The organism is Actinoplanes sp. NBRC 101535, from assembly GCF_030269225.1.
Taxonomy (GTDB): domain Bacteria; phylum Actinomycetota; class Actinomycetes; order Mycobacteriales; family Micromonosporaceae; genus Actinoplanes; species Actinoplanes rectilineatus.
Window position 1 is genome coordinate 23,350 of sequence record NZ_BSSY01000027.1, and the last position, 15,611, is coordinate 38,960.

Consider the following 15,611-nt stretch of genomic DNA (forward strand, 5'->3'; position numbering starts at 1 on the left):
GGTCACATCCGTATCCTCCCGAGCGATCCGCGCATGGTAACGCCGCCGCCGAACCGGTTGGATCGGGTGTGAACCGACACGGCAAGGAGCACCCCTGATGTACGAGATCGTCGTCGACGGCGTCCGGCAGGCCTACCACGTCGCCGGCCGCGGACCGGTCTGCGTCGCCCACCCCGGCGGCCCCGGACTCGACGCGTCCTACCTGCGATCCGCCGCCCTCGAGGAACACTTCACCATGGTGTACGTGGACCCGGCCGGGACCGGCGGATCCGGTCGTCCGCCCCGCTACGGCATGGACGTGTACACCCGCTCGCTCGGGGCGGTCGTCGACCACCTCGGCGACGAACCGGTGTACCTGCTGGGCCACTCGGCGGGTGGGTTCGTCACGCAGGCGTACGCGCTCGCCCACCCCGGCCGGGTGGCCGGCCACCTCCTGTATTCCACCGCACCCGCCGCGGACCAGGAGTTCTGGGCCGGGGCGATGGCCGGGGTGGCCGCGTACCCGCAACGCCACCCGGACGTCCCCGAGGCGGCACACATCCCGGACGCCTTCCGGCGGGCACAGGCCGCTCCCGACGACGCGACCATGACGGCGGCGTTCCGGGAGGCGCTGCCGGTCTACTTCGCCGACTTCTGGTCGGATCGGGAGGCGTACGCTCCGTTCGTCGCCACGGTCCGGATGTCCCGCGAAGCCGCCACCGCCGCCGACCCGGTCCCGTTCGACGTCCGCGGCCGGCTGGCCGGCCTGACCGCTCCCGCCGTGGTCATCACCGGCCGCCACGACTTCATCGGCGGCCCCCGCTGGGGCGAGATGCTGGCCGCGGGCATCCCCGGCGCCCGCCACGTGACCCTCGAACACAGTGGGCATTTCGCCCACATCGAAGAGCCGGATGCTTTCGTCGCCGCCGCGATCCTCCTGCTTCCTTAGCGGGTACGCGGAAAGTGGGGTCAGCGGACCGGCAGCACGGTGCCGTTCTCGTCGACGATCTCGAGCGCCCACCCCACATGAGTCACATGAGGAGCCGGAGACGCTTCGCGAAGTCCTGGGCGGGAAGATCCACCGCGCCACTGTCACCCAGGCCGACTTGCATTACGTGGGTTCGCTGACACTCGATGAGGACCTGGCGCGTGCCGCGGGCCTCATCGAGGGCGAGAAGGCGCAAGTCGTCGACATCACCAACGGAGCCCGTCTCGAGACCTACATCATCGCGTTGGGTGACGAGCTCGCCGAGCCGGTCCCCGGGGCTGACGACCAGACCTCCGGTCGCCTGACTGCGCCGTCGGCGCCAAGCCGGTGACATCGCACATCGTGGCATCGTGATCTCTCCGTCGGGTTCCCGACGCAAAGAATCGATGAACGTGTCCGCCGGTGATGAAAGTATGGGCGGCGCGAATGGCCCTCGGCAGCGGCCAGGGGCCGCATCGAGGGGGAGATGCCGTCGTGTCAGTTCTGTCCGTGCGCCTGAAAGCGGCCGTGACCGCCCTGGTGGTGGTCACGGCGGGCGCGGTCGTGCCGGCGCCCGCTTTCGGCGTCGAGCGTGACCGTGGATATTCGGCCCTGATCCGCCGGGCCTCCTACGGCGTCCCGCACATCACCGCCGGGACCTTCGCCGATCTCGGCTTCGGGGTCGGCTTCGCGCAGGCCGAGGACAACATCTGTGTCATCGCCGAGAACACGGTGACGGTCAGCGGTGAGCGTTCCCGGTGGTTCGGTGCGGCCGACGCCAACGTGCGCAGTGACCTGTTCCACCGCAAGGCGATCGACGAGCGCGTCGCCGAGCGGCTCCTGGAGGGGCCTCGCGACGGGGTGCGGTCACCGTCCGGCGACGTCCGGGACCAGGTCCGCGGTTTCGTCGCCGGCTACAACCACTTCCTGCGGCGTACCGGCGTGCAGAACCTGACCGACCCGGCCTGCCGCGGCAAGGGCTGGGTGCGCCCGATGACCGAGACGGACGTCTGGCGTACGACGTGGGCCAGCATGGTGCGGGCCGGTTCGCGCTCTCTTCTCGACGGCATCGTGGCGGCGGCCCCGCCGGCGGCCGCGAAGACCGTGGAGACCGTGGAGGTGCCTGATGCCGCCGCCGTCGTGGCCTCCCTCGACGGGGCGGGCTCCGGCATCGGCAGCAACGCCTACGGCCTCGGCGCGCAGGCCACCGGGAACGGCAGCGGGATGGTGCTGGCCAACCCGCACTTCCCCTGGCAGGGTTCGGAACGCTTCTACCGCATGCACCTCAGGGTGCCCGGCCGCTACGACGTGGAGGGCGCGTCGCTGATCGGTGACCCGATCATCGAGATCGGCCACAACCGTACGCTCGCCTGGAGTCACACCGTCTCCACCGCGCGCCGGTTCGTCTGGCACCGCCTGAGTCTCGTGCCGGGCGATCCGACCTCCTACTACGTCGACGGCGTGCCCGAGCGGATGCGTTCCCGCGCGGTCACCGTGGAGACCGGCGCCGGCCCGGTCAGCCGGACGTTCTACGACACCCGTTACGGCCCGATGGTCGTGGTGCCCGGCACCTTCGACTGGACGGCGGCCACCGCCTACGCCATCACCGACGTCAACGCGACCAACAACCGTGCCCTCGACGGCTGGCTGCGGATGGGCCAGGCCCGGGACGTCCGCCAGCTCAAGGCGGTCCTCGACCGGCACCAGTTCCTGCCGTGGGTCAACGTGATCGCGGCCGACGCGCGCGGCGAGGCCCTCTACGGCGACCACTCGGTCGTCCCCCGTGTCACCGCCGACCTCGCGGCGGCCTGCATCCCCGCGTCGTTCCAGCCGCTCTACGCCGCCGGCGGCCAGGCGGTCCTGGACGGCTCCCGTTCGGACTGCGCGCTCACCCGGGCACCCGGCGCGGCGGTCCCGGGGATCCTCGGCCCGTCCGAGTTGCCGGTGCGGTTCCGCGACGACTACGTCACCAACTCCAACGACAGTCACTGGCTGGCGAACCCGGCCGCGCCGCTGGAGGGCTTCCCGCGGATCCTCGGCCGCGAACGCGCTCAGCGCAGCCTGCGCACCCGGCTCGGCATCGACCAGGTCGAGCAGCGCCTCGCCGGCACCGACGGCCTGCCGGGCCGGGGTTTCACCACCGCCCGGCTGTGGGACGTCACGTTCGGCAATCGGGTGTACGGTGCCGAACTCGTCCGCGACGATCTGGTCGCGCTCTGCCGCCGGCAGCCGACCGCGACCACGACGAACGGCGTGACGCTCGATCTGACCGCCGCCTGCGACGCCCTGGCCGGCTTCGACCTGCGCGTCGACCTGGACAGCCGCGGCGCTCACCTGTTCACCGAGTTCGCCCTGGCGGGCGGCATCAGATTCGCGGACGCGTTCGTGGTCACCGATTCGGTGCGCACCCCGCGCCGTCTCGACACGGACAATCCCGGCGTACGCACAGCGCTCGCCGACGCCGTACAGAAGCTGGACGGCATCCCGCTCGACGCCGCATGGGGCGACATCCACACCGACAGCCGCGGTGACCGGCGAATCCCGATCCACGGCGGCCGTGGCGAGGCCGGCGTCTTCAACGTGATCACCAACGCGCTCGTGCCTGGCGTCGGGTATCCCCAGGTCACGCACGGTTCGTCGTTCGTGATGGCGGTCGAACTCGGCCCGCACGGCCCGTCCGGCCGGCAGATCCTCACCTACTCGCAGTCGACGAACCCGAACTCGCCCTGGTACGCCGACCAGACGTTGCTCTACTCCGGCAAGGGCTGGGACACCGTCAAGTACACCGAGGAGCAGATCACGGCCGACCCGAACCTGCGTACCTACCGGATCACCGCCACCGGTGGAGACTGAGTCGGAAGCGACGTCCTGCTGTGCCGCATCACCTCGACGCGCCACAGCAGGCGTTCCTCGACGGCCGTTCGGGACGGCGGCGGTCCGCACCTCGGGTTCACGCACCGGCACATGCTGGTGATGAGCCGGTCCGAGGGGATCACGCCGGTGGCGCTGCCCGCGGCGCCGGCCCGCTAGGATCGCCGGATGTCCGAGCACGTCTCTCTGCCGCGTACCCTGACCGCGCTCGCCGTGACGCTGGCGGCCGGTGCGGCGCTGCTGTTCGGATCGCCCGCGCAGTCCGGGGAGCCGGTGCCGCCGTCGGTCGCCGCGGCCTGGCCGGACGCGCAGCGTGGCAGCGTCCCGTCGCATCTGGCGGACGGTGACGCGTACACGCCGGGGCTGTTCCTCGACGCCCGGACCTCGGCCGGCACCGTCCGGACCGCGGACGGCAGGTTCCTGCGGCTGGTCGTCCTCGACGCGGACCGGACGGTTCGGGAGTTGCGGCGGGTGCCGGCGGCCGACCGTGCGCCGTTCTCCGCCCTGGCCGTGTCCGGTGACACCCTCGTCTGGGTCGAAACGGTCAAGAGCCGTCCTCAGCTGTGGACCGCCGATCTCAGGGACGCCGGGTCGGCCCGGAAGCTCACCGACGACCTGGGTTCGCTGCGGCTCGACAACTCACAATACGATCTGACCCTCGCCGGCGGTGTCGTCCGGTGGGCGGCGGCCGTCGGGGGTGGCACCGAGTTCCGGTCGGTTCCGGTGGCCGGCGGGCGGGTGTCGGTGCAGCGGGTGGACGGCGACTGGGGGCTGTCGGCGTGGCCGTGGGCGGTCGACGGGCAGACCGCGGTCGCCGGTGCGAGCACGCTGCGCAACCTGGACACCGGCGCGACCGTCGCCGTGCCGTCCGGGCAGCGTGCGGTGACCGCGTGCAGCCCGGTGTGGTGCGAGATGGTGTCGTTGGACGAGGAGGTCGACACCCGGATCGAGATGTCGCACCCGGACGGTTCGGCCCGCCGCACGGTCGCCGAGGGTGCGGTCGGCACCGTGATCAACGATGTGGCGGTGCTGGACCGGTTCGAGGTGTTCGGCCGGACCGGGCCGCAGTCCGAGCTCAGCGGCAACCAGGAGTTGCTGGTCCACGATCTGGCGACGCGGACCACGGTGCTGGTCAGCCCGGACGCGGGGGACATCACGTACCGCGCCGGGGTGCTGTGGTGGACGACCGGCGACCGCGAAACCTTCGTCCGCAACTCGCTGGACCTGCGGACCGTCTGAGTCCGCTGGACCCGCGAACCGTCTGATTCACTGGGCCTGCTGACCGTCTGGCCCGCTGGACCTGCGGACCGTTTGAGGGGAACGGCTCACTCGTAGGGCTGTGTCGGCTCCTCGATCTCCTGCCACGACTTCACGTCGACGTAGGCGAGTTGCGCCTGGTTGACCGGGTCGGTGCCGACCTCGGAGCTGTAGACGCCGACGATGTCGACCCAGGCGTCCGGGGGCGCGTCGATCGGGGCGCCGGTCAGCCCGATCTTGATCGGACGGCCGTCGGCGGCGCAGCAGGCCAGGGTCATCCGGGCCAGCATCGGTGCGCCGTCGGGTCCGGGGGTGATGAAGCCGGTCAGCTTCACGGTCCGGCCGGCGAGGCTCTTGCCGCCGTCGAAGACCGCCCGGCCGGCGTAGTCGAGCAGGCCGACCTGGACCGGGTCTCCGGCCGGCAGCGGCGGGTAGTCGGAGGCCTCGGCCGGGCCGATGCTGCCGGACTGGCCGGCGGCGAACGAGCCGAGCGCCGGCGGGGAGAGCAGCAGCAGGGCCATCACCGGGGCGAGGAGCAGCCAGCCGACGCGCAGCTCGTGGCGGCCGTGCCCGTGTCCGTCGTCATGCGGGGCGTCGTCGTGCGGAGTGTCGTCGTGCGGAGTGTCGTCGTGTGGATTGTGATCGTGCGGAGTGTGATCGTGCGGGGCGCGGTCGCCACGGGCGGCGCGCAGGTCGTACCAGATGGTCATGATCGCGGCGGTGACCAGCAGCAGGCCGGCGCCGAGCAGGAAGGGCCGGAGGCCTTCCTTGACGTAGCGCAGGAACGTGTCGGTGAGGGTGGACTTGATGACCGCGCCACCGAGCAGCAGCATGACGACCGCCTGCGTGATCCGGGTCACAGCATCACCGTCCCGACGGCGGTGCCGACCAGGATCGCGGCGACGAACGTGGCCGGCGCGAACCGGACCATGAACCGGCGGCCGAAGACGCCGGCCTGCATCGAGATCAGTTTCAGGTCGACCATCGGGCCGACGACCAGGAAGACCAGGCGCGACGTCAGCGAGAACTGGGTCAGCGAGGCGGCCACGAACGCGTCGGCCTCACTGCAGATCGACAACAGCACGGCCAGGGTGGCCAGCACCAGGATCGACACGATCGGGTCCTCGGCGAGCTTCTGCAGCCAGGCGCCGGGGATCACCACGTTGATGGTGGCCGCGGCGGCCGCGCCGACGACCAGGAAGCCGCCCGCGTGCATGACGTCGTGCCGGCAGGCCGCCCAGAACGCCCGCGCCTTCGAGGTGTCGTCGAGGTCGGGCCGGTGCGGCAGCTTGATCCACTCGGCCTTGCCGAGGCGCAGCCACAGCCAGCCCATCGCGACCGCGACGACCAGGCTGGCCAGGCCGCGGGCGACCGCCATCTCCGGCCGGCCGGGAAAGGCGATGACGGTGGCGGTCAGCACGATCGGGTTGATCGCGGGCGCGGCCAGCAGGAAGGCCAGGGCCGCGGCCGGCGTGACGCCGCGGCGGATCAGCGAGCCGGCGATCGGGACACTGCCGCACTCGCAGCCGGGCAGGACGACACCGGCCACGCCGGCCGCGGGCACCGCCAGAACGGGATGGCTCGGCAGGGCACGCGCCCAGAAGCTGCGCGGCACGAACACCGCGATCACCGCGGACAGGACCACCCCGAACACCAGGAACGGAACGGCCTGCACCATGACCGACACGAACACCGTCGCCCAGGTCTGCAGGCCCGGCCCGGACAGCCAGCCGGCCAGCCGATCGCGGACGAGCAGCAGCAGGACCAGCACCACGGCCAGCCACTCCAGCGACCCGATCCGCCACGAGTCCGGCTCGCCGGGTCTCTCCGCGGTGGCGGCCGGCGCGCTCTCGGCGGTTTTCACAGTTGCTCCCCTCGGCCAGGGTGACAACCTACCCGCCCGCGTCACCGGCGACGTCGCCGGTGACATGCGCGACCGAGGTGGCAGGGGTACGCACGGCGCCCATGGACGGCGGCCGGCCTGGACGGTGTCCTGCCGTTACAGGGCCGTGACCGTGCGGGAGGCGGTGTCGTAGGAGCGGGCCGCGACGGCGAGGCCGGAGAGCGGAGACAGGCCGGACAGCAGCGTACGGGCCTCGGAGTGGCGGTCGGCCGGGAGGTTGAGAGCGAGGGAGACGTGCGGGGTCCAGGCGTCCGGGGTGTGCCACGGGGAGACGGCGCCCAGGGCGGACCAGACCAGGTGCTGGAGATCCTCCAGGCCGGAGACGGAGAGGACCAGGGCGCGGCCGAGGGAGACGGGCGGGCCGAGCACGACGGGGGCGGGCAGTGCGAGCGGGGGCGGTGTGGGCGGGGCCGGAGTGCTGGTCAGCGTCACGTGCGGGCGGTTCGTGAGGTGCCGGTGGGTGGCGAGGCTGGGCAGGCCGGCGTCGTGCAGGCGGGACCAGAGCACGCGGACCGCGTGGTCGAGCGCGTCGTCCAGCAGCAGTTCGACGGTGTGCATCTCCGCAGCCTACGGCGGGTTCAGGCGGCCGACTCCCACGTGGTTCCCGGCGCGTTCCGGGTCGGGCGGCGGGTCGGTGTCGCGGCCGGGGCCGGCGTGTGCCGGCCCCGGCCGCGACTGTCCTGTCAGCAGGTGGGTTCGCCGCTCTGCGCCGGCACGCTGACCGCGGTCCACGCCGCCTTGACGGCGTTGAACTCGGTGCAGCTGTTCGGGTAGAGGTTGCGGGCGGCCTGCAGCGTCCACACGCGGTACCGCAGGTACGACGAGCTGGACGTCTTCATCAGCATCGCGTTGTACAGGATCTTGATGGCGGGCTGGATGCCGATGCCGGTGAGCGTGGTGCTGTTGCAGGTGGTGCTGGCCGGCTGGCCGTTACCGCCGCCGCTGGTGCCGCGGGCGAGCAGGTAGAACCAGTGGTTGCCGGGGCCGGAGGCCGCGTGGACACCCTGGTTGGGGACGCTGGAGGAGTAGCAGTTGTTGTGGCCGGAGATCAGCGACGGGTTGTACATGTAGCGGATCGGGCCGCTGCCGACCAGGTTGACCTCTTCGCCGACCTGGAAGTCGGGGGTGTCGTTCGGGTTGTTGATGTACCACTCGGTGGCCGCGCCGAGGGTGTCGGCGATGAACTCCTGGGTGCCGCCACGGGAGATGCCGCCGGGGGTGGTGTCGTCGATGCCGTGGCCGAGTTCGTGGCCGACCACGTCGGCGGAGGCGATCCACTGGCCGGCGGAGTTACGGCCGATCTGGACCTGGGTGCCGTCGTAGTAGGCGTTCTGGTCGGCCAGGCCGACCCGGATCGGCCAGGCGCCGCCGCTGCCGTTCTGGCCGTTTCGGCCCAGCCAGGAGGAGAGCATCGTGTACTGCTGCTGGGCGACGTAGAACGCGTCGACGCAGCCGGTCTCCCGGTTGGTTCCCACGCCGTTGCCCCACACGTTGTCGGGGCCGGAGAAGGTGGCGTTGCCGGTGGCGTTCTGGCAGCGGATCGTGGTGTGCGACGGGTCCTGCAGCAGGTAGGTGGACCCGGACTGGGTGGTGTTGACGGACACCGCGCCGTTGATCCAGCCGGTGCCGGTGCCGGCCACGTCGATGACCCGTTCGCGGGAGTCCAGCACGTCGCCGGTCTGCGCGTCGACTTCGACGGTGAGTCGGCTGGGGCCGTCGTCGCCGGTTCCGCTGACCGTGGTCTGCCAGGCCAGCCGGGCCGTGGTGTCGCCTGCGGTGAACACCACGAGCGTCGTCGGTTCCACGGTGGTGACCGTGGTCAGGAGTGCTTTCGCGGTGGCGGTGGCGTCCGCGGCGCTCAGCCGGGGAGTGGTGGACAGGGTGCCGATGGGCCGGGTCTGGGCCACCGAGGTGAACCGGGTCCGGCCGGCCGTGTCGGTGACGACGACGAAGTCGCCGCCGACGACCGGGAGGCCGCGGTAGCTGCGGTCGTAGGCGACGTAGCTGACGTCACCCGACCGGATCACCCGTCGTTGGTGGAAGGTCTCCGAGGCTCCGGCCTGCAGAACGGCCGGCCGGCTGCCGACCAGCGCCTCGGCGCCGGCGGCCGCGGCCGCGGCGGGGTCGGGAGTCGGGCCGGCCGGTCGGGCGGTCGCTGCCGTGGGGGACATCGCGGTGGCCACCACGGTGGCCATCGCGACTGCCCCGGCGATGCGGGTTCGTACGTTCACGGACGCTCCTGGGGGAAACGGGTTCCGGCCGGGGATCGCCCGCCCGGAATAGATAGTGAGGAGAGTCTATATAGGCGTTGAACGATGTAAACCGCTCGACGGCGCCGGTTCGGCGAGGAGAGGGCGGCCGCATCGTGTACGAGCGGCGTCGGCCGGCCGACAGCGGCGGGTGGGCGCGGGGTCCCGCGGTGCGGGAAAAGGGGTTGGGGTGCATGCGAGCATGGGCGCGTGAGCTTCGACATCGAGGTGCTGACCATCGACGACCTGGCCGGCTGTCTCGCTCTGGCGCAGGACCGGGAGTGGAGACCCGAGGAGCGGCGCTGGCGGCTGCTGTTCGAGCTGGGCACCGTCTTCGGGGTGCGGGACGACGACGGGCGGCTGGCCGGCACCACGGTTCTGACCGCGTTCGGCACCGCGCTGTCGGCGATCAGCATGGTGCTGGTCGCGTCGGAGCACGGGGGACGCGGGCTGGGCCGGCGCCTGATGGAGCACGCGCTGGCCGCGGCGCGCACGGATGACGTGATGCTCTACGCGACGGCGTACGGGCAGCCGCTCTACGAGAAGCTCGGGTTCACCGCGGGGGAGCCGCTGCACGTCCACCTCGGGGAGCTGTCGGTGCCGCCGACCTCGCGGACCCGGCCGGCCGTGCCCGCCGACCTCGCGGCGGTGACCGCACTGGACCGTGCGACGACCGGTGCGCCGCGGGACCGGCTCGTGCGGTGGCTGTTCGACAGCGCCGAACGGCTCCGGGTGCTGGAACGCGACGGCGTCATCGTGGGTTACGGGGCTGCCTGGAACAACCTCGACCAGCTGATGGTCGCCCCGGTCGTGGCCGAGAACGATCAGGACGCGAAAGCTCTGATCGGCGAGTTGACCGCGGACGCCGACCGGCCGGTGCGGGTGGACCTGCGGGAGGCAGCGGCCGCGCTCCGGGAGTGGGTGGAGCACGGCGGCGCCGCACGGGTCCTCACCAGCACGACGATGGTGCTGGGCGGGCGCACGCTACCCGGCGACCGCAGCCGCTGGGTGGTGCCGGCGACGCAGGCCCTCGGCTGAGCCCGGCCCGGCCAGGACCGGCGGCCCGGCTCGGCCCGGCTCGGCCCGGCTCGGCCCGGCTCGGCCCGGCTCGGCCCGGCTCGGCCCGAGTCGCCGGTCCTGGGCTCAGCCCGGGCCGGCCCGCGTCGCAGGCCCCGGACCGAGCGGGGTCAGCCGGCGTCGCGGATCGCGGCCAGCAGCCGGTCGGCCTGATCGTCGGTGAAGCTGATCCGGAACCGCCGTTCCAGGGTGGCGACGATGCCGATGAACGAGTCCCGGCTGTACTCCAGCATGCTGTCCACCTCCGCCTCGCTGCGGTCCAGGGCGACGGCCAGGAACGCCGCGGTGGCCGCCCGGGCGACCGGATTGTCCAGGATGAACGACGGCTGGGTGTCGCGCAGCACCGGCCGGTGCCGGCTGGTGCTGCCGGCCGTCGTCACGTCGACGCTCGACGTCAGGTCGCGGGAGGAACGGCCGGCGTGCAGGCGTACGGTCTCGTCGTCGAGGATCCACCGCTGCCGTGCGGTGTCCCAGAAGCTCAGGTCGTCGGCGGTCACGCTGATCCGGACCGTGCCGGTCTCACCGGGCTCCAGCTCGATCCCGGCGAAACCGGCGAGCGCGAGGAGCGGGCGCCGGACCCGGGGGTCGCGGTGCTCGGCGTAGATCTGTACGGTCTCGCGCCCACGCCGGGTGCCGGTGTTGGTGACCGGCACCTCGAGGTGCACTACGCCACCCTCGGACAGCGTGGCCACGTCGGCCGGGCCGCCCGCGGCCGCGCCGGACGTGACCGCGCCGCCCGCGACCGCGCCGGACGTGACCGCGCCGCCCGCGACCGCGCTGGATGTGACCGCGCCGGATGTGACCGGGCCGGACGTGACGGCCGTGACCGGGCCGGTCGCGAACGTCGTGTAGCCGAGCCCGTGGCCGAAGCAGAACAGCGGCTCCCGGCCCAGCGCGTCGTAGGAGCGGTAGCCGACGTGGATGCCCTCGGCGTACACGTGCCGGCCGTTCTCGCCGGGGTAGGTCAGCCAGCCCGGGATGTCCTCGATCCGGGCCGGGAACGTGGTGGTGAGCCGGCCGGTGGGTTCGGCGGCGCCGGTGAGCACGTCGGCGGTGGCCCGCCCGGCGCCCTGCCCGGCGAGGAACGTCGCGAGGATCACCGGGACGTCGTCGCGCCAGGGCATCACCACGGCGTCCGGTGACGCCACGACCACCACGACCGGAACGCCGGTGGCGGCGAGGGCCGCGATCCGCTCGTCCTGCCCGGCGGCCAGGGCCAGGGTGCGGCGGTCGGCGCCTTCGCCGTCGTACTGCAGGTCGGTGTTGGCGAAGAACACGACGACGTCGGCGCCGGGGATGTCGGCGGGCGCCGGGTCGTACAGCACCTCCACGGCCGGCCCGAACGCCCGGCGCAGCTCGTCGAGCGGCACGTCGACCCGGGTGGGGGAGGTGGTGGCGCTGCCGGATCCCTGGATCACCGGGTCCACCGCGCCGTCACCGGCGACCACCACCCGGCGCAGGGCGGCCGGGTTCAGCGGGAGCAGCCCGCCGTCGTTCTTGAGCAGCACCATCGACCGGGCGGCCATCTGCCGGGCCAGGTCGTGGTGGGCGTCGCGGTCGAACGCCGTGGCCCGCGACGGCCGGGCGGCGACCGCCCGGTGGACCAGTTCCAGCACCCGGCGGCAGGCGGTGTCCAGGTCGGCGGCCGCGACGCTGCCGTCGGCCACCGCACGGCGCAGGGCGGCTTTACGCGACGGGCTCTCCGGCATGTCCAGGTCGTTGCCGGCGGCGATCGAGGCGGCCCGGTCCTTGATGCCGTGCCAGTCGGAGACGACCGTGCCGCGGTAGCCCCAGTCGCCGCGCAGCACGGTGTCCAGCAGCCACGGGTCCTGCGAGGTCTGTACCCCGTTGAGCCGGTTGTACGAGCTCATCACCGTCCACGGGTCGCTGCGCCGGACGACCCGTTCGAAGCCGCGCAGGTAGATCTCGCGCAGGGCCCGTTCCTCGATGACCGAGTCCATGGTCGTCCGCTCGACCTCGCAGTTGTTGGCGGCGAAGTGCTTCAGGGACGCGCCGACCCCGTTGTCCTGCAGCCCGTCCACCACGGCGGCCGCGATCTCCGCGGTGACCAGCGGGTCCTCGGAGTAGTACTCGTAGGCTCGCCCGCCCAGCGGGGTGCGCCGCAGGTTGATGCCCGGTCCGAGCAGCACGTCGACGCCGAACTCGCCGCACTCGGCGGCCAGGGCCGCGCCGAGCCGGTGGGCCAGGCCGGTGTCCCAGGAGCAGGCCAGGGCGGCGCCGGTCGGGAAACAGGTGGCCGGGCGGGTCCGTCCCCAGGCGGTGGCGGTGCCGTTGGCGCGACGGTTGACCACGGACAGGAAGTCGTCGAGGTCGAAACCGCCCTGCTCGTCGCCGGCGATCTGGCTCTCCGAGTACCGCACGCCGTAGGTGCCGTCGGTCATGACGATGCTCGGGACACCCAGCCGGGGGATCGGGGTGGTCTTCCACATGCCCCGGCCGGACACCAGGTCGACCTTCTCGTCGTCGGTGAGCGCGGCCAGCACCTGGCCGACGTCGAAAAGGCTCACGGGGGCTCCTCGGGTCACGTCTGACTATGCCGAGCCAGTGTGCGGAGCCGCCGGGACATCATTCAAATTGCCGATCTGCTTCCAGTGCATCGGTTTTGCCGATGTTCTCGCTCGTCAGGGCGGTGGCGGCGAGCCGGACGGCGTCCGCGACGGCGCGGACCCGGGCGGTCGCCCGCACCGACCGGAGGGTGGCCACCACCAGGGGCAGACCGGGCACCTCGTCGGCGATCGGCCGGGTCACCACGGTCCGCCCGTCGTAGGTGGCGTCGTGCCGGGGGCGCTGGTTGAGGATGGAGTAGCCGTACCCCTTGGCGACCAGGGAGCGGACCGTCTCGTACCCGCGGGACCGGTGCCGCACCACCGGTTCGACGCCGGCGCCGCGCATCACGTTCAGGAAGTACTCCCGGCTGTACGGCAGGTCGAGCAGGATCAGTCGTTCCCCGGCGAGTTCGCGCAGCGGCACCCGGCTCCGGCCGGCCAGGGCGTGCCCGGCCGGGAGCACGACGTGCGGGGTGACCGTGGTGACGACTTCCCGCCGCATGTCGTCGCCGTACGCGAAGTCGTAGCTGACCGCCATCTCGGCCCGCCCGGAGCGCAGCGCCTCGCGGGCCTCGGCGGCGTCGACCTCGACCACGTCGACCTCCAGGTGCGGGTGACGTTCGGCCAGCAGGGCCATCATCTCGGCCAGCAGGAACGGGGCGAGGGTGACGAAGAAGGCGATCCGGATCGTCCCGCGGACCTGCTCGTCCATGCCCCGGGCGGCGTCCAGCGCCTCGTCGAGGGTGCCGAGGACCGACCGGGCGTCACCCAGCAGCTGCTGACCGGCCGGGGTCATCGCCAGGCCCTTGGAACGCATCCGGATGAACAGCTGGGCGCCGACCTGACCTTCCAGTTGCGCCACCGCGGTGGAGACCGCGGATTGGGCGACGAGCAGGTTGGCCGCCGCCTGGGTCATGCTCAGACAGGTGGCCGCCTCCACGAAGTAGCGCAGTTGTGTAAGCGTGATGTCAGCCTTGCGTGCCATCTGTCTCCCCAGGGAATCCGCCGGCGTCGGCATCTCATTCTCCGATGCCATTCCCCCGGTGGAAGGGCGTCGTGTAACACGTGTGTGAACCGTTCCACCTGCGAGGAAGCGCTAGTGTATCGAGGTTGTTACGCGCAGGTTTTCGGGTTTTGTTCATCAGAATTTCTGATGTGCTTCCCTGCGCGATCCATTTTTTACTCCACAAGAATCCGCTCCTAGGCTGACCTGGCCGGACCAAGGGCCCGCCCGGAACGGGACTTCCGGACCCCCATTCACGCCATTTCTCGTGCGGAGGACCCTTATGCGTTTCCCCCGACGTCGTACCGCCATCGCGGCGGGTGCCGCCTTCACCGCTCTCACACTGACCCTCGCCGGATGCGCCGACGCCGGCACCGAGGGCACCGGCTCCGGCTCGGCCGCCGCCGCTCCCACGCTGCCGGCCGCGTACCTCGAGGCCGCCAAGACCTTCGCGACCGGCCTCACCACCGGCGGCGCCGAGATCGGTGGCACGGTCACCGTCATCGGCACGCTGGCCGGCACCGAGAAGGAGCGGCTGCTCTCCACGTTCGCCCCCTTCGAGGAGGCGACCGGCGTAAAGATCAACTACACCGGCACCGAGGACTACACCACCGTGATCCAGGCGGGCGTCGACTCCGGCAACCCGCCGGACGTCATGACCGTCTCCAGCCTCGCCATGGTGCGGCACTACGCCGAGCAGGGCGCCCTCAAGGACCTGGACACCCTGGTCGGCACCAGCACACTGACCAAGAACTTCAACCAGGGCCTGGTCGACGCGACCACCGTCGGCGGCAAGCCGTACGCGCTCTACATGTCCCTGGACAACTTCATGGTCTGGTACAACCCGCAGAAGTACGACGGGCCCACCGACGGCACCTGGTCGGACCTGAGCGCCTGGACCGAGAAGAAGGCCGCCTCCGGCAGTTCGCCCTGGTGCCTGGGCCTGAGCGCGGGCGCCAGCACCGGCTGGCCGGGCGCGTTCATGGTGCTCAACCAGATCGTCAAGTCGGCCGGCCCGGATGTCGCCAACGGTCTCGCCACCGGCGCCACCAAGTGGAGCGACCCGCAGGTCAAGGCCGCCTTCCAGACCGTCGGCGACCTGATCCAGAAGGACGGGATGGTCTACGGCGGCGCATCCGGCGCGCTCTCCACCGAGCAGGGCTCGGCCGGCAACGGCATGTACACCGACCCGCAGCAGTGCTCGCTCTTCGAGTGGGGCACCTACGGCGCGGCCACGCTGATCTCCGGCAACGCCACGGTCAAGGCCGGGGAGAACCTCGACTTCATGCCGATCCCGGCGAGCAACCCGCAGTTCGCGAACACCGAGGCCTACACGGGTACGGTCGTCGCCGCGTTCAGCGACCGCCCCGAGGTCAAGGCGTTCCTGCAGTACATGGCCTCCACCGAGGAGCAGACCCTGATCGCCGCCACCGGCAACTACGTGGCCCCGGCGACCGGCGTTCCGGCCGACGCGTACCCCAACGACGTGCTGCGCAAGGTCTCCACCGAGATGCTCAGCAAGGACCTGACGCCGCTGCCCAGCGCGACGATCGACACCAGTGTCCGGTCGACCCTGTACACCGCGTTCGCGAACTTCGTCCAGGACCCGTCGACGCTCGACGCCGGCCTGAAGACGATCGACGACGCCCAGGCCGCTCTCGGCTGACGATCCGCCGGGCCGGTGCGGGTCACCGCACCGGCCCGCAGGACATCCCGTTCGCACCTCGATGCTGGAGCA

Annotated in this window: 11 protein-coding genes and 1 pseudogene; 6 read left to right on the top strand and 6 right to left on the bottom strand. The window is 71.9% G+C overall.

All coding sequences use genetic code 11. The features are described from left to right. Positions 1–97: 97 nt before the first annotated feature. The 4 genes and pseudogenes from QSK32_RS41995 to QSK32_RS42010 all read left to right on the top strand — a co-directional run bounded on the left by QSK32_RS41995 (position 98) and on the right by QSK32_RS42010 (position 5,056). Positions 98–928, top strand: a complete 831-nt coding sequence (locus QSK32_RS41995) for an alpha/beta fold hydrolase (RefSeq protein ID WP_285475107.1) — start codon at positions 98–100, stop codon at positions 926–928. 115 nt (positions 929–1,043) lie between these two features. After that, positions 1,044–1,208 (top strand): annotated as a pseudogene (locus QSK32_RS42000) (aspartate 1-decarboxylase); the annotation flags it as partial. Between the two features lie 233 nt (positions 1,209–1,441). Further along, entirely contained in the window at positions 1,442–3,799 is a 2,358-nt protein-coding gene (locus tag QSK32_RS42005; protein ID WP_285475108.1) for an acylase, read from the top strand. A gap of 186 nt (positions 3,800–3,985) precedes the next feature. After that, positions 3,986–5,056 carry a hypothetical protein gene (locus QSK32_RS42010; RefSeq protein WP_285475109.1) on the top strand — a complete coding sequence of 357 codons (1,071 nt, stop codon included), beginning with the start codon at positions 3,986–3,988 and terminating at the stop codon, positions 5,054–5,056. Positions 5,057–5,142: 86 nt separating this feature from the next. On the opposite strand, the gene QSK32_RS42015 is transcribed toward QSK32_RS42010, so the two are convergent. The 4 genes from QSK32_RS42015 to QSK32_RS42030 all read right to left on the bottom strand — a co-directional run bounded on the left by QSK32_RS42015 (position 5,143) and on the right by QSK32_RS42030 (position 9,172). Continuing rightward, positions 5,143–5,934 (bottom strand): TIGR03943 family putative permease subunit, encoded by a 792-nt coding sequence (locus QSK32_RS42015; protein WP_285475110.1) that lies wholly within the window; start codon positions 5,932–5,934, stop codon positions 5,143–5,145. Continuing rightward, complete coding sequence (locus tag QSK32_RS42020; RefSeq protein WP_502872596.1) at positions 5,931–6,938, bottom strand: permease; 1,008 nt, start codon at positions 6,936–6,938, stop codon at positions 5,931–5,933. Before QSK32_RS42020 ends, QSK32_RS42015 begins: the two co-directional genes overlap by 4 nt. 135 nt (positions 6,939–7,073) lie before the next feature. Then, positions 7,074–7,535: a 2'-5' RNA ligase family protein gene (locus tag QSK32_RS42025; protein ID WP_285475111.1), complete on the bottom strand. Its 462-nt coding sequence runs from the start codon at positions 7,533–7,535 to the stop codon at positions 7,074–7,076. Between the two features lie 125 nt (positions 7,536–7,660). Next, on the bottom strand, positions 7,661–9,172 hold the full coding sequence (locus QSK32_RS42030) for a M4 family metallopeptidase (RefSeq protein WP_045741073.1): 1,512 nt from the start codon (positions 9,170–9,172) through the stop codon (positions 7,661–7,663). A 264-nt stretch (positions 9,173–9,436) separates the two neighbouring features. On the opposite strand from QSK32_RS42030, the gene QSK32_RS42035 reads away from it, so the two are divergent. Further along, positions 9,437–10,264, top strand: coding sequence for a GNAT family N-acetyltransferase (locus tag QSK32_RS42035; RefSeq protein WP_285475112.1), 828 nt, complete (start codon positions 9,437–9,439; stop codon positions 10,262–10,264). A gap of 149 nt (positions 10,265–10,413) precedes the next feature. Here QSK32_RS42035 and QSK32_RS42040 read toward each other — a convergent pair whose 3' ends face one another. Next, positions 10,414–12,831, bottom strand: coding sequence for a beta-glucosidase (locus QSK32_RS42040; protein ID WP_285475113.1), 2,418 nt, complete (start codon positions 12,829–12,831; stop codon positions 10,414–10,416). A gap of 58 nt (positions 12,832–12,889) precedes the next feature. Then, positions 12,890–13,855 (bottom strand): LysR substrate-binding domain-containing protein, encoded by a 966-nt coding sequence (locus QSK32_RS42045; RefSeq protein WP_045741070.1) that lies wholly within the window; start codon positions 13,853–13,855, stop codon positions 12,890–12,892. Between the two features lie 301 nt (positions 13,856–14,156). On the opposite strand from QSK32_RS42045, the gene QSK32_RS42050 reads away from it, so the two are divergent. Further along, positions 14,157–15,539, top strand: coding sequence for an ABC transporter substrate-binding protein (locus QSK32_RS42050; protein ID WP_045741069.1), 1,383 nt, complete (start codon positions 14,157–14,159; stop codon positions 15,537–15,539). Positions 15,540–15,611 lie beyond the last annotated feature (72 nt).